This is a genomic window from Sinomonas susongensis (assembly GCF_005877005.1).
Classification (GTDB): domain Bacteria; phylum Actinomycetota; class Actinomycetes; order Actinomycetales; family Micrococcaceae; genus Sinomonas; species Sinomonas susongensis.
The window spans coordinates 1-23,396 of sequence record NZ_SSNH01000006.1 but is presented as its reverse complement, the minus strand read 5'-3'; the positions used below and the strand labels follow the sequence as shown (position 1 = coordinate 23,396).

Genomic DNA, 23,396 nt, shown 5'->3' with positions numbered 1-23,396 from the left:
CCCTAGGGCGCGCTACTGCCAGCCGCGAGGCACGGTCAGGGTCGGCGCTCTCCTCACGCTCGCGAACCTGCATCTCGTCACCACCCAATCGTCGAGCAGTTAGGGCAATTCAAATTGGAGCGACTGAGGGCAGTCCGCCGCATCTCGCGCTTTAGCCCCTACGTCCTTCACGTCAGACGGCCGCGACAATGGCACGATCCTCGAGAGGGCCACCACGATTGTTTCGATACACAGGTGAAGGCTAGCCCCGACCGCTTCGTACACCTCGATTTGTCGCCGATACGGATCCTCAAGGTCGTCCTCGCTTGGATCCTCGGGTGGCGTAACGAACCCGCGAAGGGACCTGACAGCGTCGACTAGGCCCGCGGGATCCCGGTGAGACTCGGCGTCATGATCCAACAGGGCGCGGACCAGACGTGAGAACTCCCTGATAGTGAAGGTCCTGCGCGACATTCTCGGCAATAGCCTAACCACCGCACTGCGTTGGGCCCTGGTAGCCGTCAGCACGAGGTCGCTTTCACGAAGTTGGGCTTCTGTCAGCAGACGCGAGCGGTGTCCACTCGGGTCTCCGCCATAGCGACGGGAGACTGTGGCTGCTTCTTGAGGCATCCGTGCTCCGTCCTCAGCGATCACGCCAGCGCTGTGAACCCGGACAGCGTATCCGTTCATGCGAGCTCTAAGGAGTTGCTCGGCAATCGGCGAGCGGCATAGGTTGCCGGAGCAGACCATGAGGACCGTGAAAGATGCCTCAGACATAGCTCAGCCCGAAAGCCCGCGGACCCGTCGATGGGTCATCCTGCGAGAGTCTTTACCTACCGTGACATCGTCCTGCGCATAGACAGGACCGTAACCGTACGTCTGGTAGCCGTAGGAGTGCGGGCCTTGGACCGGGAGCATCGTCAGGACGAACCCGAAGAGACGCACTCCAACGTTGTCGAGTGTCGTAACCGCAGCGGTCAGCTGGCTTCGGTGAGTGCGGCCGGCGGCGACGACGACGATCGCACCACCCGCCGTCTTGCTCAGGACTGCGGCGTCGGTCACGGGAAGGAGAGGAGGTGCGTCGAAGAGCACGTAGTCGAATTCGTTCTCGAGCCGCGAGACCAGGGAATGCATGGCGGCCGAGCCGAGGAGCTCGCTCGGGTTCGGTGGAACGCTTCCCGCGGGGAGCACGTGAAGGTTGCCCCGTCCCCACTGCTGGACAGCATCGTCCATGTCCGCTCGCCCAATGAGCAGGTCGGTCAGCCCAACAGCGCCCTCGAGACCCATGTACGTTGCCAGTTTGGGACGGCGGAGGTCAGCGTCGACAACAATGACCTTGTGGCCCGCATTGTCAAGGGCGATCGCGAGATTGGACGCCGTGCTGCTCTTGCCCTCGCTCTCGATCGCGGACGTGACAACAAAGCTGCGTGCCCCTTCGCCCGCATCAAGGAATTGAAGGTTGGTGCGCAGAGTCCGGAACGCCTCAGCTCGCGGGCTGCGCGGATCGTCCTGGACAATGAGCGGCCGCTTGGGCGCCTTGGCGTCATAGGTGATTCCGCCGAGGATGGGGGCAGGGCTGATGGCCTGGACGTCACTGTCGCTTCGGATCCGGTTGTCGAGAGTGTGCCGGAGAACCGCCGCTCCGATTCCCAAGGCGAGCCCAACGAGCAGACCGAGGGCGACGTTGATCGGGACATTGGGCGTCACGGGCGCAGACGGAACCTGGGCCTCTTCGACGCGAGTGAGTTTGACCTGAGCGCTCTGAGACCCGGTCGATTCGATGTTCTGGACGACATTCGTCAGGCTCTCCGAAATGCCGTTGGCGACGTTGGCCGCCTGGACCGGATCAGGAGAGGTCGCGGAGATGTCAATAAGCGTCGTGTCGAGCGGCGCCGTCGCCGAGACTGACTTCGCGAGCTCATCTGCCGTCATCGAGAGGTGCAGGTTCGAGATGACCGGGAGGAGGACGATCGGCGTTGTCACGAGCCCGGCATACGTCTTGACCCGCTGCTGCGTGAAAGTGCTCCCCTGGACGAGGTCCTGGACGGTACCACCCGACTGGGTCGAGACGAACACCTGGGCGGAGGCCTTGAACTGGGGCTTGCTGAGAATCGAGAAGAGAGCGGCCGCCGCCACGCCCACCAAGGCCATCACAACGATCAAGATCCAGCCCGCGCGTAGGATCCGGATGTAGTCTTTGAGCTCCAAAGGGCCCTCCCCCTCATGTCACACGGTTGCACACCGCGTCCACACATATGTTGCCACACGTCAACTTCCATTACGGCCTTCGTGGAGAACCATTGGACACGATGACAACCCTGCGCGTGCCGCGCCTCGTCTGGGCCGCGCTCGGCCTCATTGCCGCCGTCGTCTGCGGCTGGGCGATTGAGGCGATCCCGCCCGCCAGGATCGATCCCACCCTGTTGGGCGCCGCCGCGTTCCTCGCGGTCTGGATCCCGCTGCTCGGGGCCCTGGTGCTGAGCTTCGCACGTCAGCGCCTCAATGAGGCCGCCTCGGCCCTCGGCCTCCGGTTCCAGCCCCTCGATGTTCTCTGGGGACTAGGGATCGGCTGCCTCGCAAGAGCTTTCGACGCGTTCCTCCGCCTGCTTCTCACCGGGTCCAGCGGCCTCGTCCCGCAACCTACGCTGAGCGCCCTCGCGAGCCCGGTCGTCCAGACCGTTGTCCTCGGCATCCTCGCTCCCGTCCTCATAGCACCGGTACTCGAGGAGATCTACTTCAGAGGCCTCATCCAGCGCAGCCTAGCCTCCAGCCTCGAACCCCTTGGCCGCGCACCCCGGATGGCGGCCGCCGTCGTCCTCACCTCGCTCGCCTTCGCGCTGGTTCACGCACTCCTGCTCGTGGGCGCCCCGACCGAAGCCATGCTCACGGGGATCTCGACGTTCGTCTTCGCGCTCCTCGCGGGCGCCACCGCCGCGGTCACGAACCGCCTGGGCGGCTCGATCGCCGGACACGTTGTGTTCAACGGCCTCGGCGTGCTGCTCACGTGGCCCTTCTGAACGGACCACTCAGGCGCGCGAAGCCCGGAACACTGAGTGTCCCGACGAGACCACTGAGATGGTCAGATCGGCCCTAGGCTGGGAGCACTTCTTCATGAACCCCCATCATGTGGATGCGAAGCGGCGCCCCTGGGTCACCTGCCCAGGGGCGCCGTCATCACAAGGTCAGGAAACGGCCGACTGCCGCCCGATGAGGCACGCACCCGTCTGAATCGGCGCTGCGATCTGGGCCGAAATGCTTCCGTCCGACCTCACGAACTGGCCAATAAGGCACTGCGCGCCCACGCGAACCGAAACCATGAGGGTCGGGGCCTGTAGATTCGCGCTCGTCTGGTCCGCGCTCTGCTGCATGGCCGAACCTTGGAACCCCACTGCTGTGAGCGCATCGGTGAGGGTCTTCGCCTGGACCGACGACGCCGTCGTCTGGGCTGCCTTCTCCAGCGTCCTCTTGAACAGGTCGAGGTTCGACTCATCCGGGGCGGAAGGATCGAACCGGGCGAGGCTCCCCGCCGTTGGTGTGCTGGCGGCGGGTGCCGCTGTGGCTGGGGGCGGGGCCGACACGGACGGCGCGGACGACGGCGCGGCGCTCGCCGCAGGCGCGGGGCTGAAGTCCAGGCCCTGCAGGGCACCCGTGAGCCCGAAACCCCCGACGGCCAAAAGCACGACGACGATGCCTCCCCACAGGAAATTCCTCACGACGCCGGCCCCACGGTCGCCTGGTCGTCGACGAAGGTCGCCGCCATCCACGGAAAGACCCATTGGTCGAGCACAACGAGCAGCACGGCGGTCATCAGGGCGAGGATGAGAATTCGCACGACGACAGGTCCGGGAAGGCTCCTCCACAATGCGCGGTACATATCAGCCGTCCTTCGCGAGAAGAGGAGCCAGTTCCGCTGGCGGGGCCGTGCTGAAGCCCACGAACGTCCCATAGGCGGCGACCCGCTCAAGCGGCGGGAAGATCGCCGGGTAGCACGTGGTGAGGGTGATGAGTCGATCGCTCCCCGGAGTCCGCGAGACGGTCGGGACAGCGTCGAGGACATTGATCGCGTCGGGCTGGACGAACTGGAAATTGCGGAACGTGTAGGTGTACCAGCCGAGCGACGTCTGGATGTAGACCTTGTCCCCGAGGCGCAGCTTGCTCAGATTGAGGAAGCTGTTCCCGTAGCCGATGTCGTGGGCGGCAATCGCGAAATTTCCCACGCCGCCGGGCATCGCGGTGCCGCTGTAATGGCCGACGCCGGCCGTGACGCTGTTCAGGACCAATTCGGTATTGACCGATTCGCGCAGAATCCGTCGCCAGTCGCTGCCAAGGCGAGGAATGTAGACGACGCCGATGGTGTCGGCGATATTGGGTGGCTCGGCCATGACAGGGACCGCACTGGGCCTCTGATCGCCTGCTGCAGCTGCTCCCGGGGAGGGAGCGGATGCCGGTGGCGACGCCTGGCTCTTGAGCTGCTGGGAGAGCTGGCGGCTCTGCTGCGCCGCCACATGTTCTTGGCGGAGGCCCACGACCCACGGATTGAAATACGCGTACCAGAGAACGAAGAGCCCGATGATCACCGCAATCGTGATGAGGAGCTCCCCCGCGACCCCCAGTGCCTTCACCGCCGCGGATGGCCCAGCTGCACCTCGCTCTGCCGCCACGTTCCTCCCCGAATGCTGCCCCTGCTCAGCCCCTGAAGAGAATACAGGGGCTTTCTGGGTCAGTCGCCGAACGCGGCTTGGAGGACGACGTCGGCGAAGGCCTCGGGCGTGTGGGCGAGAATTTCGGGCTCGTCTATCGGACCATTCCACTCGCGTCTGCTCTGACGCATCGCATGCGCGAGGACGCTGCTGTCCGGTGTGTGCGTGATGTAGACGCCGTTCATCCCCTTCACGGATTCGGCCACTCCGCAGGCCTGGGTGACGACGACGTGAAGCCCTGCGGCGAGCGCCTCGTTGACGACGAGGCCCCACACCTCTTCGTTGGACGGGAGGACGAGGGTGTCGTGCTGCGCGAGCAGTTCGGGAACCCGTTCGTAGGGGACTGCCCCGATGAAGGCGACCCGATCCTGAAGGCCGAGTTCGTCGCGGAGTTCGATGAGCCGCGAATTCAGGTGCCCCGTACCGGCGACAGTCAGCGAATCGTCCGATTCGCCCAGCCGCCAGAGCGCGCCGATGAGGCTGCCGACGTTCTTCCGGTCGATGAGCTGCCCGAGGTAGAGGAATCTGTGCCCGGAGCGCTCCGGCACGGGCTGTGCCACCCGTGCCCGCGTGGCGGCGGCGTGGATTCCCTCTACATCGACCGGGTTGAATCCCACGTGGATCTTCGACGGGTCAACGCCCATCGCCAGGACAGCGCGTTCTGACGCGCGGCCCGGGACAACGACGGCGTCCATCCGCCGGAAGAACGATCGGCGGGCGGAGGAGACCGGCCCGCTTCGGAACGCGTGCGAGGCAAGCGTCGACTCGTAGAAGCCGACCACTCGCGCCCCCGCCCGGCGCGCTCGCAGGGCTGCGAGCCAGTACACGGGCGATTCCCAGCCGCCGAGGACCAGAGCGTCGAAGCCCCTGCCAGGCACGCTCCCCGCACTCCGCGGCACAAAGACCTGCCGCTCCCCCATCGACACCCGAAAGGTGGGAATCTCGCTCACGGGGTAAGCGGCGTCGTCGTACGCCATCCACCCTGCGTCCCGGTTGCTGGACTCCCGCCCGAACCGCTCGCGGTTCTCCAGGAGGAACACCTCAAGCTCGGCGCGCGTCGCCAAGTCCTCCCATATGGGCCGGCGGTAGGGCGCCGCCAAGTTCGTCACCCAGCCGATACGGCCGCGGACATTGCTCACGCTGCCCAGCCGCCGGTCGTCGTCTGTGCTCGCATGGAAGCCTGCCTCTCGAAAGGTCGACGTTGTTCCGAATCAGGGCAGGCAGAAGGAACAGAGCGTCGCCGCCTCATAGCCGATTCATAGCTGATACTAAGGTTCGCCCGACGGGGGCAAATGGGTGCCCCAACTGGCGCCGAACGGCCGCGAGGCGCGGAAAATCAAGGAATTGCGGTGCGACGAGGACCGCTCCCCGTCAAGCTGGGAATTCACCCCGAATTCCCGGGGAAAACGCCTGTCCCGCCTCTCCGACCAGGCTTCCTACTTGCCTTGAGGGCACCACAGTACGCAGGCCGTAGAAACCGGACTGCCTCTATCACTTGAATCTGCATGGTTGAGGACTCGATTCGGGCCAAGGACGTTTACCGCATTGGACACGTCCGACGACCGTGGAAGGACCCCGCCGGAGCTAGGGGCCGGCGCCGAGCAGAGGTCCGACCATGGAACGGAAAATCGTCTTCAGACGCTCGTCCATTGCAGCAACCGCCGCCCTAGGCGGCCTCCTGCTCGTCGGCAGCACGCTGACACAGCCCCCGATTCCGGCGGAGCCGGCTGGAGTCCAAACGGATGCAGCCCTTCAGGCGCCGCCCTTTGCCGATCCCGAGCAGGAGCACCGCCAGATCGTCCAGCGGGCTGCGGTGCTCGCGAGCGATGCAGCCAAGCTCAGGGCCCAGCAGCAGGCGGCCGCAGCGGCTGCCAAGGCTGCGGCAGCTGAGGCCGCTGCGGCGTCCCAGGCGGCGGCAGCAGCCCAAGCCCAGAAGAACGCGGAGGAGCAGCAGGCCGCCCAGCAGGCACAGTCGGTTGCAGTCGCTGTCCCCGCTGCGACGCCGGCCCCCGTCGAACTGCCCGTCCAACAGCAAGCGCCCGTCCAGCAGCAGGCGCCCGCTGCACCCACCGCTTACATCCCCGTTGCAGGCGTGGGCGGACAGTCAGCCGTGGACGCGTGCATGGGGCCGATCAGGTTCACGCCCGTCACCGTGTCGGTGAGCATCGTCGAGCACGACTTCTGCGGCGGCTGGAGCCGCATGAGCTGGATCCAGCCCGGCACCCTCGTGACGGTCCAGGGCTACGGGACGTTCACGGCCTTCCAGCGGCTCGTGGTCCCCAACTCGGCGCCTCAGGGCGTCCTCGCGGGCTTCGCGGGCGGCTACCCCCCGATCTTCCTCCAGACCTGCATCCCGGGAACCGACCAGATGCTGCTGATCGGTCTCCACTGACGGCCTTGGACCGACCCGCTTTGCCACTCGCCTCCCGGGTAAAGCAGCGGTAAGCCCGTTTCGGGCACCAACGCGCCAGGAGGAACCATGAGCGACGCCCAGCAGACCAGCGGCCAGGTCGACAACGACGTGCTGGCCAACTACCTGCACAACCACATCATCGCCGCCAATTCCGGCAAGCGGCTCTTCGAGGAGGCGGCCAAGGTCTGGGACGGCACACCCCACGGACCCACCTTTGAGCGGCTGGCCCGTGAGGTGACGGAGGATGCCGACGAGCTCGAACGCATCGCGAAGGGCCTCGGGGTGGAACTTCCGGCGCACAAGCAGGCGACGGCGTGGATTGGCGAGCAGGCATCGAAGCTCGATCCGCTCAATCCCACCCACACGGCCGGTGGCCACTCGAGCCAGCTCGAACTTGAAGGCCTCATCAGTGCTGTGACGGGCAAGTCCCTGCTGTGGGAGACGCTCCTCCTGCTGGCCGACCAGGACGTCCGAATCGAAGCTATGACCATAGAGCGCCTGCACGACCGGGCGCTCCGCCAGATTCGAGACCTCTCCGAGGTCATGCGCTCGACGGCGAAGGCACGCTTCCAGGGAGGATCTGGCGAGGGCTGAGGCGACCGCCGCCGGTCCTCTCGGACGGCCCCCGATCCTCTCAGACCACTCAGGGTCGTCCGACCGTGGCGGCATGCGTGATCATCAACGAGTCCGGCGGGTAGAGGTCGACGCCGTCCGGGTTGGCCAGTAGCCCCGGGGCGTCCCCCGCGACGTGGTCGACGCCGTACTGCCAGACGATCTGGTTCATGCGGGGGTCCACGACGATGACCCGGTGGTTGTAGTCGTCGTTGGCCAGGACGTCCCCGTTCGGCAGCGGGAGGGCGAGGGACGGGTGGTCGAGCGCCTGCGCCCCGGTCGGCGCGTACCGCCACAGAATCTTGCCCGTGTTGTCGAACTCGACGATCTGCCCGGACGCTGAATAGTCGACGGTCAGGTACACGCCCGGCCGGACCTCGTTCGTGTCGGACGGATACGCGACCGACGGGAGGCGCACGGACCATTTCAGCTCGCCCTTCGGGCTGATCTCGTCGATCCAGCTGCCGTTGATCTCGGTGACGAGGAAATTGCCGTCGGCCAGGGGGAAGGCACCGTTCGGGCTTCCGTAGGAGGCCGGCGGGTTGTGGACGCACTGGCCATCGCCGAACTGCCTGCTGATGTCTGTCCCTCCCGCCGGAATCGCGATGAGGCGGCAGTTCATGATGTCGGCGCTCATGATCGTTCCGCCGGGCAGCATCAGGGCGTCGTCGGGATGATGGACGTGGCCGGCGGTCGCGGCGGCGATTCCCGCCGTGCCGTAGTGATAGGTCACTGTATGGGTCTGCAGGTCGATCACGCGGATGATCTCGTCGTCCTCTTCCGTTGCCACGATCTGCTTCCCGTCCGGGGTGAAGAAGGCGTCGTCGGGGACAGCGAACGTCTCACCCGGCTTCAGGTCGCCGGGCCTCGGGTACTGCCAGATGACGCGGCCCTGAGGATCGACGATGATCACCCGGTTGTTCAGCTTGTCGGCGATCAGGATAGGAACGGCCAGCGCCGAAGGATCGGACCCCGGCTGCAGGTGCCCCTCCCCCGATGCGCTCGCCACGAGGGAGGACAGATAGTCGGGGGACGGCGATGGCGTCGCTGTCGCCGTCCGCGTGGGGGTGGCCGAACTCGTCGCGCTCGCTGTGGGCGCGGTGGGGCGGGGTCCGCTCGAGCCGCCCGTCGACGTCGTCGGCGCCTCGCTCGGCACCTCGCTCACCGAGCCGCTGCAGGCGACGACGACGAAAGCTGCGACGGCGAGCGCAGCCCCAATCGCCACCGCAGGCCTTCGGCGCCTCACAGCGGCCCTGTACCTGCCACCCAATTTCGTCCCAATTGTTGATCCGAAGAAGACCCCCGTGCTGGTGGTTACCCTGCCGATCACCAGCTACGAAACTTCCGGTCAGGAGCGGGTGACGCGGCGCAGCATGAGGGCTTGGAGAGGACAGAGGTCCACCGCGTCCTGAGCTGCGCCGGCCAGGCCATCCGGCACGTGGATGTCCCGGCCGCCCCGGCCCACGGGGTAGCCCCAGTCATCACGGACCAGGAGTTCGGGCAGGATCTCGGTGCACAGTCCACGGCCGTCGCAGCGGGTGAAGTCGATGTGGAGCTCTAGCTGGGCGCGGCTCATCAGACCCTCCCATGATGCGCAGTGCAGGCACCTGCGAGATGCGCTCTGACCTCGTCCTTGAACACGCCGAGGGAGCTGCGGACGAACCTCGCGCTCCCGTCGGGGTGGTGGCACGCACCCCGACCGGTGACGAGCCCGGCGAGACGTTCAGCCTCGGAGGCGAGCCAGGGCGCCCGTTCCCCGGCTGCGATGCGCTCGAGCACCGTCGCCATGGCGGGAAGGCCGAACATGCAGGGCCCGCACTGCCTCGCCGAGCTCTCGGCCAGGTACCGGACGATCCCCGCCGAGGCTTGGAGGCCGCAGCGCCCGCGGGCGAGAGCCAGGAGCACGCCTGCGCCGGGGCTTGCGCCGTAGCGTGCGAGCCCGCGGGCTGTCAGCGGCAGGTCGAATGCCTCGGCGGGGACCCACGCGCCGTGGAAGCCGCCCACGAGGACGGCCGCGAGGGAGCTCGGTTCCGCCCCTCCGAGTCGCAGGACGTCGCGCAGGCTCGCCCCTCCGGGCGCCTCGACGACCCATTCGGCGGGGACGTCTCCTGAGAGGCTGTAGAGCCTCGTCCCGGGATCATCGGCGGTGCCCGCGCTCCGGAACCACTGCGCGCCGTACCTGGCAACGAGCGCGAGGTGTGCGAGCGTCTCGACGTTGTGGAGCAGCGTCGGCCGCCCTTGGTAGCCCGAACGGGCAATCCGGGCCGCCTTGTCCCGCGGGAGGGCCGTGCCCGTCTCCAGCGCATTGACGACGGCGGAAGCCTCGCCCGAGATGAAGGCCGCCGGAGCCTCGACGAGCGTGACCCGGGGCCCGTCGCGCCGCTCGGCGAGGGCCTGCCCGACGCCCGGGAGGGACTCCGCGGTCGCATACAGGAACAGCTCCGACGCGCCGACGGCCTCACCGGCGGTGACGAGGCCGTCGAGGACGAGGTGGGGTGCCTGACGCAGGAGGGCTGTGTCCTTGCGGCTCAGCGGCTCGCCCTCGGCACCGTTCGCGATCACGGCAGGCCGGCCGGCGCCGACTGCCGCCAGCTTGCGCCACGCCGGGAAGCCTGCGCCTCCACGCCCGGCCAGCCCCGAAGCCTCGAGTTCGCGGAGCAGCGGGCTGCGGGTCCAGCCGGAAGGCCTCCTGCCGTAGGCCGCCTCGTGCGAGGCCAGGTCGGGCACGGCTGCTGTGAAGAGGCCGCCGGTTCCGAGCTGCCGCGGGTCCAGGGTCATCTCGGTCATCTCTCCTCCTCAGATCCGTCCGAGGCGAGCCCGGGACGTCTCGGCGAAATTCGCGCTCAGCCGCCATCCGGCCCCAACAGCGACGAGGCCCGCACAGCCCCACGCGTAGGCCTGGAACCAGAGGTCGACCGCGTTGGTCCCGGAACCGAGCGCGTGCGCGAAGGCGAAGGGCCACATCGCGTAGGCGCACCAATGGATCGCCCTGAAGGCGCGCTGCCCGATGCGCTGGCGCAGGAGGCCCGTGACGACCAGCGCGATCACGAGGTCGAAGGCCACGGTGCCGAGACCCACCCAGAACGGGTTCCAACCCGCCGTGAAGGGGACGATCGCATTCGCAAGGGAGAGCTTCGCGTGGGGGTCGAGCATGAGTGTGCTGACGTGCAGGACGAGGAACACGAGTGCCATCAGGGACGTGCTGCGGTGCAGGAGCGCCACCGAGAAGCGCGGGAGCCCCGGCAGGGGCCGGCCGGATCGGCTCACGATTCCGAGCAGGAGCACGAGCGTGAAGAGGCCGAGCGAGACGATCCCGCTCGCGCGGCCGAACGCCCAGAAGATCTCGTTCAATCAGTCACGACCCTGATGGATAGCGCCTGTTTTCCGCCTCATGGCTTCCTCCTCGACCTTCCGCCCTCAGGCTGTGCTTCCAGCATGGAGAGCGCAGTTGTGCCTCCGCTGAAAGGCGTCTGTGCAATTCAGGCAACGACAAGCCCCTCGCCAGTCTGGGTGGTCCCGGCAGACCCTCCCAAAGGCACCGTCAGAGCGCCTAACGTCGGTCACATGAAAATCGTCGTCATCGGGGGAAGCGGCCACATTGGCTCGTTCCTCGTTCCCCGGATGGTCCGCGCGGGCCACGAAGTCACCACGATCAGCCGCGGAAGCCACGAGCCCTATCTCGATGCGCCGGAATGGCAGCAGGTACGGCGAGTCATTGCCGACAGGGAACAGGAAGACCGGGAGGGCACGTTCGGGGACCGCGTAGCGGGCCTGGGCGCCGACGTCGTCGTCGACCTTGTCTGCTTCACCCTCGATTCGGCGAGCGCACTGGTCGGCCGGCTCCGGGGCGAGATCGGGCATCTGCTGCACTGCGGGTCCGTCTGGCGGTACGGACCGAGCCGGAAGCTGCCGATCTCGGAGAGCAACGGCCATGCCACGGCCGCGCCGACCTTCGGCGAGTACGGCATCCAGAAGGATCGGATCGCTCGGATGCTCAAGGAGGAGACAGCCTCCGGCGGCCTCGTCACCACGTCCCTGCACCCGGGACACATTGTCGGGCCCGGCTGGCACCCCATTGGCCCGCTGGGGAGCCTCGATCCTGCCGTCTGGTACACCCTCTCCGCCGGCGAGCCGCTGCGGGTCCCCGGGAGCGGCGCCGAGATGATGCACCACGTGCATGCGGACGACGTCGCGCAGGGCTTCGAGAAGGCCATCGAGCGCCGCGAGGCGGCAGCCGGAGAGGACTTCAACATCCTGGCCCCCACCGCGCTCAGCGTCCGCGGCTACGCGGACGTCGCGGCGGGCTGGTTCGGGCAGGCCGCGAAGCTCGAGACGGTTGGCTGGGAGGACTTCCGCCGGACCACGACGCCGGAGTTCGGGGAATCCACATGGGCCCACCTGGTCCGCAGCCACTGCTTCAGCATCGAGAAGGCCCAGTCCCTCCTGGGCTACGCGCCGGGGTACGAGCCCGAACAGGCCGTGCTCGAATCCGTCAGATGGCTCGTCGAGAACAACCAGCTGCGCGTGGCCGGCCCGCTGGAGGTCTCGGCAGGCTGAGACCTCTGCGGCACCTTGGAACCGCAGCCGGCCCGACTTATCCGGTCCCGGCAGTTGTGGTCCCGGCAGTTGTGTTCCCGGCCGACCAGACGTCGGTGATCGGCGTCGTGTCGGCAGCCTTCTCCAGAGGTGGCAGCCCGTAGGCGGCTTCGACCGTGCGCAGCACGCGGTAGTGGTCGATCTGCTCGCCGTACTGGCCCGGCTTCACCTGGGCGCCACTGAAGATCGTCGCGATGTGGTTGCCCGCGCTGTTGTCGTCCTCGTCCCACGTGACGATGAGCAGGCTGTCGTGCGTCTTCGCCCACTGTGCGTAGCCGTCGAGGTTGTCGCGGAGCCATGCGTCGCCAGCCTGAACAGAACCGTTGTGCATGTCGTGGTCGAGGTTCGGCACGACGATCGAGACGGTCGGGAGCACGCTGTAGTCCTTGGGAAACGCGCTGAAGGGCCGGTTGGCCGACGCCGGGACAGACGGGAAGTTCGTCCACGGGGCATGCTTGCGCGCGTAGGCCCCGGCAGAACAGGTGGGATCCCCGGTCGCGGGGAGGTCCTCGGAGTAGCCCGCGAAGGACTGGCCGATCGACGCGAGCTGCGAGCCGAGGTTCTCGGCCGCAAAGCTGTGGGGGCAGGAGTCGTCCGTGATCCCCTGGGTGGATCCGGAGAACAGCGCGAGGTAATTCGGCTCGCTGGGGTGGGCGACCGCCGCCGAGTTGGTGAACAGCGCGCCCTGACCGGCCAGCGAATTCAGATACGGCGCCGCCGAATTGCCGATGATGTCGCTGAACGAGTGGTTCTCCTCGACGACGATGACCACATGGGCCGGCCGAGGCACCGTCCCTGAAGCCGCGCCGCTGGGATTCGGCGAAGTCGGCGCGCTCGGCTCCGGCGTCGTCGTCCTGTTCGCGCCGCTCCCGCAGGCCGCAAGCATCGAGGCGGCCACCAGGCCCGCCAGCACGACGGCGGAGATCCTCACCCTTGTCATTTCACCACTCTCGTTGACCACCCTGAACGTCCTCCGGACACTTTGCCCTCCTTGGCCGCAGCCAACCTCGGAGTCGCCTCAGCGTATGATGCGGCCACGCCTGTCTCCGAAGACGCAGGCCGGAAGGAGCCCGACGTGGCTGTGAAATGGCTCGACGAGCCCGAGAAGCACGACTACCCTGCCGCAGCCGCCTACCTCTCGATGCTCGCGGCCCCGCACGAGGTGAAAGCGGTCGTGAAGGCATTCAAGAAGGCGCCGGTCTCGCATCAGAAGGCGAAGGACATCCTCCGCGCCGCGCGGCTCGCACTCCTCGAGGAGACCAACCCCCATGTCCGGGCGGATCTCGTCAAGATCCACCGGGGCGAGAAGCTCTCCCCCATCCTGCTCGTCCGGGGAAGCCTCGCGAACGGGACACCGCTCCAGATCGCGGACGGCTACCATCGCGTCTGCGCGAGCTACCACACGGACGAGAACACGGACATCCCCGTCAAGATCGTCGAGGTTCCGTCGCCGGGCGGCGAGCCCGAGGACGACGGCGAGTAGCGCCAGTGTCCTTCATCGAGCTTTCGCTCATCTGCCTCATCGCGCTCCTCGGCCCGCTGCTCGCCGCGCGGGAGGCGTGGCACCTGCCGCTCGTCCTCGGCGAACTGCTCGCCGGCGTCGCCGTGGGCAAGTCGCTGCTCGGGTGGGTCGACGCGAGCAACCAGACCCTCACGTTCCTCGCGGACATCGGCTTCGCCCTCATGATGTTCGTTGCGGGCACCCACGTCCCGCTGCGCGACAAGACCATCCGCGCGGCCATCGGCAAAGGCGCGCTGCGCGCCGTCGTGACGGCCGCCGTCGCAGTCGTCCTCGGCATTGCCGTCGCGTTCCTGTTCGGCTCCGCCAAGGCGCCGCTGTACGCGGTGCTCATGGGCTCGTCGTCGGCGGCCCTGGTCCTGCCCATCATCGATTCCCTCGCCTTCGAGGGCCCCTCGATCCTCGCCCTCACGGCGCAGGTCGCCCTCGCTGACGTCGCCGCAATCGTGGCCCTCCCCCTCGCCATCGACCCCGCCCATGCCGCCGTGAAGGCCGTGGGCGCGCTCGCCGTGGCTGTATGCGCGGTCGTCGTCTGGTGGGTGCTGCGCCGCGCGGAACTGAACGGCGTCCGACGCCGCCTCCACGCCTTCTCCGAGCACCGGAAATTCGCCCTTGAGCTGAGGATCCAGCTCTCGATCCTCTTCGCCCTCGCCGCGCTCGCCGTCTTCTTCAACGTCTCGATCATGCTCGCCGGCTTCGCCTTCGGGCTCGCGGTCTCTGCCGTGGGCGAGCCCCGCCGCTTGGCCCGGCAGCTCTTCGCTGTGAACGACGGCTTCCTCGGGCCGGTCTTCTTCGTGTGGCTCGGCGCGTCGATCGACCTGCGCCAGCTCGGCAGCCACCCCGCGATGATCGGCCTCGGCCTGGCGCTCGGCGCGGGCGCGGTGCTCGCCCACGCCGCGGGCCGTCTCACCGGAATGCCCCTCCCGTTCGCCGTCGCCTCGGCGGCCCAGCTCGGGGTGCCGGTGGCGGCCGCGACGATCGGCCGTACCCTCGGCGTCCTGGCCCCCGGTGAGGACGCAGCCCTCCTCCTGGGGGCGCTCGTCACCATCGGAATGACGACGGCGGCCGCGAGCTTCGCTGCCCGTCGGCCCCCTGCCCAACATCACGATCAGGACACCGCCGTCGGCACTACTTGACACTCCTGTGACTGGAGTGAATCGTGGGACTGTGACACGCCACCTGCGCCTTCCGGCCCTCGCCGCCACCTTCATCGTGGCTCTCGGCCTCGCTGCCTGCGGCAACAACGCCGCGAGCCAGACGAGCACGAGCTCAAGCAGCTCGTCCGCGTCATCCTCTGGATCTTCCACGTCGTCGCCGTCCGCCATGTCGTCCGCAACGGACTCCGCGTCCGCAACCGCGTCACCCAGCTCGGCTCCCGTGTCGACTCCCTCAGGTGGCTCCACCGAGGCCGGCGCACCGGCTCGGTGCGTCTCGTCCCAGCTCAAGGCCTCGTTGGGCGCGGGCGCGGGCGGCGCTGCCGGCCATGTCTACTCCAAGATCGTCCTCACGAACACGGGCTCGACCCCGTGCCTCCTGAGCGGCTTCGCCGGCGTCTCGCTCACGGCAGGCCCGAGCGGCAGCCCGATCGGCGCGCCCGCCGACCGCGACTCCTCTGTGCCGGTCGCGGACATCGTGCTCCAGCCCGGCCAGTCCGGAGGGGCCGACTTCGGCTACACGCAGCCGGGCCTCTACGGCGGGAGCTGCACGCAGGTCCAGGCCGCCGGCATCCGCATCTACCCGCCGGAGGACTACGGCTCGCTCTTCATCGCCCAGCCGGAGACGGCCTGCAGTGAGACGAGCGTCCACCTCCTGACCCTCAAGGCATTCCAGCCGATGTAACACCGCGCCCTTCCGAGGGTGCCTGCCACCGTTCCGAGGACGTCCCGGTCTCTTCCGCGGACGTCCTCGGCGCATCTGCGCCCCCATTGTCCTGTCAGTGGGGTGCGGCATGATGGACGCATGATGGCTCGGAGCGCGACCCCCGCACCCCCGGCCGGGCGCGCCGTCCTCGACCGCTTCGGCGAGGCGACGCGGGAGTGGTTCCTCGGGGCCTTCCGCGAGCCCACGCCAGCCCAGGCGGGCGCATGGGAGGCGATCTCCTCCGGCCAGCACGCGCTCGTCGTTGCGCCCACCGGCTCCGGCAAGACCCTGGCCGCGTTCCTCTGGTCACTCGACCGGCTCATGCGGCCCGGCTCTGCCGGGTCGCCCGTTTCAGTGGGCGCTGAAGCTGCCGACGCGCAGGTGGACGACGACGGCGCGCTGCCGGGCCTTGCGCGGCCCCGCGGTCGTTCAGGCAGGGGCCGGGGACCCAAGAACCTGACGAAGGTGCTCTACATCTCCCCGCTCAAGGCGCTCGGCGTCGACGTCGAACGCAACCTGCGGGCGCCGCTCATCGGCATCTCGCAGACGGCACGGCGCCTCGCCCTGCCCGCACCCGAGGTGAGCGTGGGGGTGCGCTCGGGCGATACGAGCGCTTCCGACCGGCGGGCCCTCCTGAGCAACCCGCCTGACATCCTCATCACAACGCCCGAGTCCCTCTACCTCATGCTCACATCGCAGGCGCGGGAGACGCTGAGCGAGGTCCAGACCGTGATTGTGGACGAGGTGCACGCGGTGGCGGGCACGAAGCGCGGCGCGCATCTCGCGGTGTCGCTCGAGCGCCTCGACGCCCTCCTGCCGAAGCCCGCCCAGCGGATCGGGCTCTCGGCGACCGTCGAGCCGCGCGAACTCGTGGCGCAGTTCCTCGCGGGCCAGGCGCCCTGCGAGATCGTCGCTCCGCCTGCCGCCAAGACGTGGGAGCTCACGGTGACGGTCCCTGTCGAGGACATGAGCGATCTGCAGGGCGCGGCCGCTGCCCACGACATGGGTCCGGCGAGCGGGCTCCAGCCGCAGGCCTCGATCTGGCCCCATGTCGAGGAGAAGATCGTCGATCTGGTCCTCGCGAACCGCTCGACGATCGTCTTCTCGAACTCGCGGCGACTGGCCGAGCGGCTCACCGGGCGGCTCAACGAGATCTACGCCGAACGGCTCCAGCCGAGCGTATGGGACGAGCCCGTCTCACCGGCTGATCCGGGCATGGCGCCGCCCTCCCGCACACCGGCGGAGATGATGGCGCAGGCCGGCCAGACCTCCGGCGCCGACCCCGTGCTGGCCCGCGCGCACCACGGCTCCGTCTCGAAGGAGCAGAGGGCCCAGATCGAGGACGACCTCAAGTCCGGCAGGCTGCGCTGCGTCGTCGCGACGAGCAGCCTCGAGCTCGGGATCGATATGGGCCTCGTGGACCTCGTGATCCAGGTCGAGTCGCCGCCCTCGGTCGCCTCGGGCCTTCAGCGCGTGGGGCGCGCGGGCCACCAGGTTGGCGAGGTGAGCCAGGGCGTGCTGTTCCCCAAGCACCGCGCGGACCTCGTGCACACCGCCATCACGGTAGAGCGCATGCTCGCGGGCGAGATCGAGGCGCTCCGCATCCCGGCGAACCCCCTCGACATCCTCGCGCAGCAGACCGTGGCCGCCACGGCGCTGGGTCCGATCGACGTCGAGGAATGGTTCGACGTCGTCCGCCGGTCCGCGCCCTTCGCCACCCTTCCGCGCTCGGCCTTCAACGCAACGCTCGACCTGCTTTCGGGCAAATACCCGAGCGACGAGTTCGCGGAACTCCGCCCGCGCATCGTCTGGGACCGGGAGGAGGGCCTGATCGAGGGCCGCCCCGGCGCCCAGCGGCTTGCCGTGACCTCGGGCGGCACCATTCCGGACCGGGGACTCTTCGGCGTCTACATCGTGGGATCGGAGGCCGAGGGGTCTGCCCGGGAGGCCGCGCGCGGCGGGCGGCGGGTCGGCGAGCTCGACGAGGAGATGGTCTACGAGTCGCGAGTCGGCGACATCTTCGCGCTCGGGGCGACGAGCTGGAAGATCGAGGACATCACGCACGACCGCGTCCTCGTCTCCCCCGCCTTCGGCCAGCCGGGCAAGCTCCCGTTCTGGAAGGGCGACGGCGTCGGGCGCCCCGTCGAGCTCGGCCGCGCCCTCGGCGCGTTCCAGCGCGAGGTCGCCGGCGCGGACCGGGAGCGGGCCCTCGAACGGATCGAGGCTGCGGGCCTCGACGCGTTCGCCGCCGGGAACCTCCTCCAATACCTCGACGAGCAGAAGCAGGCGACGTCGGTCGTCCCGAGCGACCGGACCGTCGTCGTCGAGCGCTTCCAGGACGAGCTCGGCGACTGGCGCGTCGTCCTGCACTCGCCGTTCGGCATGCCCGTCCACGCGCCATGGGCCCTCGCGGTCGGGCAGCGGCTGAGCCAGAGGTACGGGATCGACGGCTCCGCGATGGCTGCCGACGACGGGATCGTCCTACGCGTCCCGATGATGGAGGACGAGCCGCCCGGCGCGGAACTGTTCGTCTTCGAGCCCGACGAACTCGAGGGCGTCGTGACGGACGAGGTCGGCGGCTCCGCGCTCTTCGCGGCCCGGTTCCGGGAATGCGCCGCCCGCGCGCTGCTCCTCCCCCGGCAGAACCCGTCGAAGCGGCAGCCGCTCTGGCAGCAGCGGCAGCGCGCCTCGCAGCTGCTCGACGTCGCCAAGAAGTTCCCCCAGTTCCCCATCATCCTCGAGGCCGTCCGGGAATGCCTCCAGGACGTGTACGACCTTCCGGCCCTCAAGGACGTCGCGGGAGCGATGCAGAGGCGCGAACTGCGGCTCGTCGAGACCACGACCCAGCAGCCCTCTCCCTTCGCGCGTTCCCTCCTCTTCGGCTACGTGGCCCAGTTCCTGTACGAAGGGGACTCGCCGCTCGCCGAACGCAGGGCGGCCGCCCTCTCCCTCGACTCGACCCTCCTCAACGAACTCCTCGGCCGTGCCGAGCTCAGCGAACTCCTCGACGGCCGCATCATCGAGCAGACCGAGCGGGAGCTGCAGAGGCTCGCCGAAGATCGCAAGCTCTCGGGGCTGGAGGGTGCCGCCGACCTGCTGCGGCTCCTGGGGCCGCTCTCCGTCGTCGAGGTCGCCGAGCGGCTTCGCACTTCCGAGGCTGGCGACCACCTCGCCTCCACGTCCCAACACCTCGAGGAGCTCGTCGCCAGCAGGCGGGCCCTCGTCGTCTCGATTGCCGGGGCCGAGCGCTACGCCGCCATCGAGGACGCCTCCCGGCTGCGGGATGCGCTCGGGGTTCCCCTGCCGATCGGGGTGCCGCTCGCGTTCATCGAGCCCGTCGCGGACCCCTTGGGCGACCTGGTCGGGCGCTACGCGCGCACGCACGGCCCGTTCACCGCGGGCGAGGCCGCGGCGCGGCTCGGGCTCGGCGTCGCCGTCGTGCACGGGACGCTCAAGCGCCTGGCCGCGGACGGGCGCGTCATCGAGGGGACGTTCCGGCCCGCGACCGGCGACCCGCCGGCCGGCGGCAGCCCGGGCGAGTGGTGCGACGCGGAGGTCCTGCGCAGGATCCGGCGGCGCTCTCTCGCGGCGCTGCGGGCCGACGTCGAACCCGTCGACCAGCCCGCCTTCGCACGGTTCCTCGCCGCGTGGCAGCACGTCGGAGTCTCAGACCCTACGGCCCGCGGGCCACGCGGATCGCTACGCGGTCACGACGGAGTCCTGACCGTCGTCGACCAGCTCGCGGGCGTACCGATACCGGCCAGCGCGTGGGAATCGCTCGTCCTGCGCAGCCGGGTCTCCGACTATTCGCCTTCGCTGCTCGACGAGCTCATGGCCTCCGGAGAGATCCTCTGGACCGGTGCCGGCGCCCTGCCCGGCAACGACGGCTGGGTCACCCTGCACGTCGCCGAATCCGCGCCCCTCACCCTCGCACCCGACCCGGACTTCGCGCCCGACGCGGTCCAGCAGCACATCCTCGACTTCCTCGCCGGCGGAGGCGGCTACTTCTTCCGTCAGGTAGCCGGAGCGGCGGCCGAAGCGCTGCCGGATTCGATCCTCTCCGACGAGGCCGCAGTCCAGGCACTGTGGGACCTGGTCTGGGCTGGCCGGGTCACCGGGGACACGTTCGCCCCGGTCCGCGCCATGCTCGACGCCGGCCACACCTCGCATCGCCAGCCCTCACGGACCCCGCGGGCCCGTACGTACGGAGGCGGGCGGGCGCCGATCGGGGGATCAGCCCTTCGCGGCGGCCGGCTCCCCCGGGTCGGTCGCCTCGGTGCCGTGGCCGGCTTCGGGTTCGACGCGCCGTCGTCCGCTGCACCGCCCATGGCCGTGGGCCGCTGGGCCGGCGTGCAGCACGTCGAGCTGGACCCGACCGTCAAGGCGCACGCCCTCGCCGAGCTCCTCATGGACCGCTACGGGGTCCTCACCCGCGGGTCCGTCATGTCCGAGGACGTCCCAGGAGGCTTCGGCCTCCTGTACAAGGTGCTGTCCCGGCTCGAGGAGGCCGGCAAGTGCCGCCGAGGGTACTTCGTGGATCGTCTCGGGGCTGCCCAGTTCGCCGTACCCGCTACCGTCGACCGCCTTCGGTCCTACGTGCGGGACGAGAACGGGGCCGGCGACGTGCTCGAGCCGGCCGCCCCCCGCGCGGCCCTCGCCCTCGCGGCGACCGACCCTGCCAATCCGTACGGCGCTGCCCTCGCCTGGCCCGACGTCCCCGATGCCGCGACAGGGCACCGCCCGGGGCGCAAAGCGGGCGCCCTCGTCGTGACAGTCGACGGCGCGCTGGTCCTCTACGTCGAGCGGGGCGGCAAGACACTGCTCGCCTTCACAGACGACGTCGAGTCGCTGGCTCCCGCGGCCTCGGCACTGGTCGGCGTCGTCCGCTCCGGAGCCGTCGACAAGCTCGTCATGGAGAAGGTCAACGGACGGGACCTGCTCGACACGCCCCTCGCCGGCGCGCTCACCGCCGCCGGCGCATACTCGACACCGCGAGGAGTGCGGATCCGTGCCTGAGGGCGACAACGTCTGGCAGGCCGCCACCCGCATGCACGCGGCCCTCGCCGGGAAGCGCCTCGCCCAGACCGATTTCCGTGTGCCCGCGTTCGCGACGCTCGACCTCGCCGGCTGGACCGTCCTCGAGGTCGTCTCCAGGGGCAAGCACCTACTCCACCGGCTCACCCCGCCCGAAGCCGCCGATCCGAGCGCCGGTTCCGCGCCCCTCAGCATCCATTCGCACCTCAAGATGGAGGGAAGCTGGCAGGTGTACGGCAACGGCGAGCGGTGGCGCAAGCCCGCGCACACCGCACGCGCCGTGCTGCGCGCCGAGGACGGTACGAGCGCCGTCGGCTTCTCCCTCGGCGTGCTCGAGGTCATCCCGACCGCCGAGGAGCACAGCGTCGTCGGCCATCTCGGCCCCGACCTCCTGGGCCCCGACTGGGACCCCGACGCCGCAGAGGCCAACCTCCGGGCCCAGCCCGAGCGGCCCATCGGGCTCGCCCTCCTCGACCAGCGGAACCTCGCCGGCGTCGGCAACATCTACCGGAACGAGGTGTGCTTCCTGATGCGCGTGCATCCGGCCACACCCGTCTCCGCGGTGCCTGACCTGCCCGGACTCGTCGCGATGGCCCAGCGGCTGCTCGAGGTCAACCGCAACCGCGGTGCCCGGAACACAACCGGTGGTTTCGGGCCCCGCGGGGACTCGTGGGTCTACGGACGCGCGGGGCAGCCGTGCCGACGGTGCCGGACGAGGATCCAGCACGGCTTGCTGGGCGAACCATCCGTGGCGGCTTCCTCTGGGGCCGCCGTTCAGCGCGAGCGGGACATCTACTTCTGCCCGCGCTGCCAGCCCGCGCCTCAGGGCTGGAGCTCGGAGCGCGCCTCGTGATCGCCGAGTCGACCGGTCAGGAGGATGGTGCGATGCCCCGCGACCGGACACCCAGTGGCCACCGTGCGCCAACAGTGGTGAGGTCAGGCGGCGGCCGGTCGTGCGTCACGCGTAGAGGCGGCCCAGCCATTCGGTGAACGCCGTCGTGTTCTCCTCACCGCGCGCAGCCCGCTCTTCCGGGGACGCCGTATCGAGCGAGAAGTCGTGGACCGTGAGTCCGACACGATCGCCGAATGCGTTGCGTCCGAAGACGCGCACCATCGCATCCGGGGTCCGGAGACCGAGGAAGTTCTCGTTGCGAAAGTCCACCGTCGTCTCGACGACGGTAGGGGTCGGGGAGCCCAGGCCCGGCAGTTCGAGCTCGCGCTTCTCGCCCTCCATCGCCCCGTCGAGACCGATCTGCGCGACGAAGCGCTTGAACGCGTCCGGCTCGGCTGCAGCGTCGGGACCACGCACGTCGCTGAAGGCGACCGCCCGACCGAAGAAGTGCTCGAGGTACTGGCCCAGGGTGTGGTGGTAGAACACGGTGTGCTTCTCCGCGCCGTCGTACTGCTGCTCCCAGTTGTCCGTCATGACGCCGGAGTGGACGTAGTGCAGCTCAGTACCGTTCGGTCCGGGGGTGATGACGTGCTCGAGCTGGTTGTACCAGCCGTCGGGACCCTCCATGCGGGAGACGAGGTGGGTGGGGTACTCGTCGACCGTGCGAACGGCGGGCCACTGGTCGGTGGGGAACATCCACGCCGCAGTGTCGTCTGTGACCGCCTTCCAGATCTGTTCGGGCGTGGCCCGGAGGATGCCGTCGTGGACGATCGTGAATTCGTGGTTCATGGCTGAATCTCCTGGCTTTCTGATGCTGGCACGGTCCCGCCCGGTTCCGGGCGGGAGTCCTTCTTGAGGCTGGGGTGGAGGGCGACGATCACCCGATGCGGCCGCCCGGCGGGCGCCTTCGCATCGTGGTACTTCGCTGCGAGCCGCGCGACGTCTGCCGCGAGCTCCTCGACGAAGGCGGCACGGGACGCCGCGGACGCGAACGTGATTTCGCCGTCGACCGCGAACGTCGCAAGCTGCTGCTTCGCCGCGGCCGCCCCCATGATGAGCCGCCCGACCTCATGGACCATGCGAGACGCGAGCGCGAGCAGCCAGTAGGCGCTGAAGCGGTCGCGGTAGCGCGTGGGGTCCGGCTCGACGGCCGCGAGCGCGGCCGGCGAGATGACGTAAGAGGCGGCGGTCGCCTGGAGCACGCGCTCCATGACGTTGCCCTTGCGGCGCTCCTCGACGAGCTCGATGAGGCCGTGCTCCTCGAGGGCGCGCAGGTGATAGTTGACCTTCTGCCGTGGGAGCCCCACCTTGGCGGCGAGGCCGGCGGCAGAGGATGGCGTGGCAAGCTCCCGGAGGAGCCTTGCCCGGAGCGGGTCGAGGCTCGCGGCGGCAGCGGCCGCATCCTCGATCACTACAACGTCCTGCATGCCTCCAGTCTGTAACCGACAAAAGTTTTTGTCAAGGAACATTTTGCGTTCGGTGCCGTCCTGCCCGCTTCTAGCCCTCCCCTCCCGTGTCAGGGCGCAACACACCGGTCTCTGGACCGATGGGGAAGGAAGGCGGATTCAAGGCATGTTGGCAACGGCCTGTTCGATGTCTTCGAGGAAGACTTCTCGTGGTGTTTTGAAGCCTAGTGTCTTGCGTGGCCGGTTGTTCATCTCGAAGGCGATGGCCTCGAGGTAGGAGGGGTCGCTGGGGATCTTGCTGCCCTTGGGCAGGTACTGGCGCAGCAGGCCGTTGGTGTTCTCGTTTGTGCCGCGTTGCCATGGCGAATGGGGGTCGGCGAAGTAG

At 68.9% G+C, this 23,396-nt stretch carries 23 protein-coding genes; 9 read left to right on the top strand and 14 right to left on the bottom strand.

Annotation, left to right across the window (positions count from 1 at the left end; genetic code table 11):
- Window positions 1–99: 99 nt before the first annotated feature.
- Both E6A21_RS18415 and E6A21_RS09315 read right to left on the bottom strand, forming a co-directional pair.
- Window positions 100–729, bottom strand: a complete 630-nt coding sequence (locus tag E6A21_RS18415) for an arsenate reductase/protein-tyrosine-phosphatase family protein (RefSeq protein WP_425471539.1) — start codon at window positions 727–729, stop codon at window positions 100–102.
- Between the two features lie 30 nt (window positions 730–759).
- Window positions 760–2,187 carry a tyrosine-protein kinase domain-containing protein gene (locus E6A21_RS09315; RefSeq protein ID WP_138443883.1) on the bottom strand — a complete coding sequence of 476 codons (1,428 nt, stop codon included), beginning with the start codon at window positions 2,185–2,187 and terminating at the stop codon, window positions 760–762.
- Window positions 2,188–2,288: 101 nt separating this feature from the next.
- On the opposite strand from E6A21_RS09315, the gene E6A21_RS09310 reads away from it, so the two are divergent.
- A complete protein-coding gene (locus tag E6A21_RS09310) occupies window positions 2,289–2,996 on the top strand; it encodes a CPBP family intramembrane glutamic endopeptidase (protein WP_171041340.1) in 708 nt (235 codons plus the stop codon).
- Between the two features lie 165 nt (window positions 2,997–3,161).
- Here the strand turns inward: E6A21_RS09310 and E6A21_RS09305 are convergent, their stop codons facing one another.
- From E6A21_RS09305 to E6A21_RS09295, 4 genes are read right to left on the bottom strand one after another with little or no spacing between them, the layout of a single operon-like run.
- Window positions 3,162–3,692, bottom strand: a complete 531-nt coding sequence (locus E6A21_RS09305; RefSeq protein WP_138443881.1) for a DUF6993 domain-containing protein — start codon at window positions 3,690–3,692, stop codon at window positions 3,162–3,164.
- The gene (locus tag E6A21_RS17870; protein ID WP_171041339.1) at window positions 3,689–3,853 is read right to left on the bottom strand and encodes a hypothetical protein; all 165 of its coding nucleotides are present in this window, start codon (window positions 3,851–3,853) and stop codon (window positions 3,689–3,691) included. Before E6A21_RS17870 ends, E6A21_RS09305 begins: the two co-directional genes overlap by 4 nt.
- A 1-nt stretch (window position 3,854) precedes the next feature.
- The gene (locus tag E6A21_RS09300) at window positions 3,855–4,640 is read right to left on the bottom strand and encodes a class E sortase (protein WP_246036313.1); all 786 of its coding nucleotides are present in this window, start codon (window positions 4,638–4,640) and stop codon (window positions 3,855–3,857) included.
- A 59-nt stretch (window positions 4,641–4,699) separates the two neighbouring features.
- Entirely contained in the window at window positions 4,700–5,818 is a 1,119-nt protein-coding gene (locus E6A21_RS09295) for a glycosyltransferase (protein ID WP_138443880.1), read from the bottom strand.
- Window positions 5,819–6,294: 476 nt separating this feature from the next.
- Here E6A21_RS09295 and E6A21_RS09290 point away from each other — a divergent pair, with 476 nt between their 5' ends.
- Window positions 6,295–7,071, top strand: coding sequence for a hypothetical protein (locus E6A21_RS09290; RefSeq protein WP_138443879.1), 777 nt, complete (start codon window positions 6,295–6,297; stop codon window positions 7,069–7,071).
- Between the two features lie 87 nt (window positions 7,072–7,158).
- Window positions 7,159–7,686, top strand: coding sequence for a hypothetical protein (locus E6A21_RS09285; RefSeq protein ID WP_138443878.1), 528 nt, complete (start codon window positions 7,159–7,161; stop codon window positions 7,684–7,686).
- Between the two features lie 49 nt (window positions 7,687–7,735).
- Here E6A21_RS09285 and E6A21_RS09280 read toward each other — a convergent pair whose 3' ends face one another.
- The 4 genes from E6A21_RS09280 to E6A21_RS09265 all read right to left on the bottom strand — a co-directional run bounded on the left by E6A21_RS09280 (window position 7,736) and on the right by E6A21_RS09265 (window position 11,055).
- Window positions 7,736–8,929, bottom strand: a complete 1,194-nt coding sequence (locus E6A21_RS09280; RefSeq protein ID WP_138443877.1) for an outer membrane protein assembly factor BamB family protein — start codon at window positions 8,927–8,929, stop codon at window positions 7,736–7,738.
- Window positions 8,930–9,052: 123 nt separating this feature from the next.
- The gene (locus tag E6A21_RS09275; protein WP_138443876.1) at window positions 9,053–9,280 is read right to left on the bottom strand and encodes a ferredoxin; all 228 of its coding nucleotides are present in this window, start codon (window positions 9,278–9,280) and stop codon (window positions 9,053–9,055) included.
- Entirely contained in the window at window positions 9,280–10,491 is a 1,212-nt protein-coding gene (locus E6A21_RS09270) for an NADH-ubiquinone oxidoreductase-F iron-sulfur binding region domain-containing protein (RefSeq protein ID WP_138443875.1), read from the bottom strand. Before E6A21_RS09270 ends, E6A21_RS09275 begins: the two co-directional genes overlap by 1 nt.
- A gap of 9 nt (window positions 10,492–10,500) precedes the next feature.
- Window positions 10,501–11,055 carry a ferric reductase-like transmembrane domain-containing protein gene (locus E6A21_RS09265; RefSeq protein ID WP_246036312.1) on the bottom strand — a complete coding sequence of 185 codons (555 nt, stop codon included), beginning with the start codon at window positions 11,053–11,055 and terminating at the stop codon, window positions 10,501–10,503.
- 213 nt (window positions 11,056–11,268) lie between these two features.
- On the opposite strand from E6A21_RS09265, the gene E6A21_RS09260 reads away from it, so the two are divergent.
- On the top strand, window positions 11,269–12,261 hold the full coding sequence (locus tag E6A21_RS09260) for an NAD-dependent epimerase/dehydratase family protein (protein WP_138443874.1): 993 nt from the start codon (window positions 11,269–11,271) through the stop codon (window positions 12,259–12,261).
- Window positions 12,262–12,298: 37 nt separating this feature from the next.
- Here the strand turns inward: E6A21_RS09260 and E6A21_RS09255 are convergent, their stop codons facing one another.
- On the bottom strand, window positions 12,299–13,240 hold the full coding sequence (locus E6A21_RS09255; RefSeq protein WP_138443873.1) for an alkaline phosphatase family protein: 942 nt from the start codon (window positions 13,238–13,240) through the stop codon (window positions 12,299–12,301).
- Between the two features lie 135 nt (window positions 13,241–13,375).
- Here E6A21_RS09255 and E6A21_RS09250 point away from each other — a divergent pair, with 135 nt between their 5' ends.
- The 5 genes from E6A21_RS09250 to E6A21_RS09230 all read left to right on the top strand — a co-directional run bounded on the left by E6A21_RS09250 (window position 13,376) and on the right by E6A21_RS09230 (window position 21,566).
- Complete coding sequence (locus tag E6A21_RS09250) at window positions 13,376–13,783, top strand: hypothetical protein (RefSeq protein WP_138443872.1); 408 nt, start codon at window positions 13,376–13,378, stop codon at window positions 13,781–13,783.
- A 5-nt stretch (window positions 13,784–13,788) separates the two neighbouring features.
- Entirely contained in the window at window positions 13,789–14,955 is a 1,167-nt protein-coding gene (locus E6A21_RS09245) for a cation:proton antiporter (RefSeq protein WP_138443871.1), read from the top strand.
- A gap of 31 nt (window positions 14,956–14,986) precedes the next feature.
- Window positions 14,987–15,658, top strand: a complete 672-nt coding sequence (locus E6A21_RS09240) for a DUF4232 domain-containing protein (RefSeq protein WP_138443870.1) — start codon at window positions 14,987–14,989, stop codon at window positions 15,656–15,658.
- A 123-nt stretch (window positions 15,659–15,781) separates the two neighbouring features.
- The gene (locus tag E6A21_RS09235; RefSeq protein ID WP_138444075.1) at window positions 15,782–20,695 is read left to right on the top strand and encodes an ATP-dependent helicase; all 4,914 of its coding nucleotides are present in this window, start codon (window positions 15,782–15,784) and stop codon (window positions 20,693–20,695) included.
- Window positions 20,688–21,566 (top strand): DNA-formamidopyrimidine glycosylase family protein, encoded by an 879-nt coding sequence (locus E6A21_RS09230; RefSeq protein ID WP_138443869.1) that lies wholly within the window; start codon window positions 20,688–20,690, stop codon window positions 21,564–21,566. The genes E6A21_RS09235 and E6A21_RS09230 overlap by 8 nt, the downstream gene beginning before the upstream one ends.
- A 105-nt stretch (window positions 21,567–21,671) precedes the next feature.
- On the opposite strand, the gene E6A21_RS09225 is transcribed toward E6A21_RS09230, so the two are convergent.
- From E6A21_RS09225 to E6A21_RS17865, 3 genes are all read right to left on the bottom strand, one after another.
- Window positions 21,672–22,394: an SRPBCC family protein gene (locus E6A21_RS09225; RefSeq protein WP_138443868.1), complete on the bottom strand. Its 723-nt coding sequence runs from the start codon at window positions 22,392–22,394 to the stop codon at window positions 21,672–21,674.
- Window positions 22,391–23,032: a winged helix-turn-helix domain-containing protein gene (locus tag E6A21_RS09220; RefSeq protein ID WP_138443867.1), complete on the bottom strand. Its 642-nt coding sequence runs from the start codon at window positions 23,030–23,032 to the stop codon at window positions 22,391–22,393. Before E6A21_RS09220 ends, E6A21_RS09225 begins: the two co-directional genes overlap by 4 nt.
- A gap of 138 nt (window positions 23,033–23,170) precedes the next feature.
- The coding region (locus E6A21_RS17865; protein WP_171041338.1) for an IS30 family transposase at window positions 23,171–23,396 on the bottom strand (226 nt) is incomplete at its 5' end.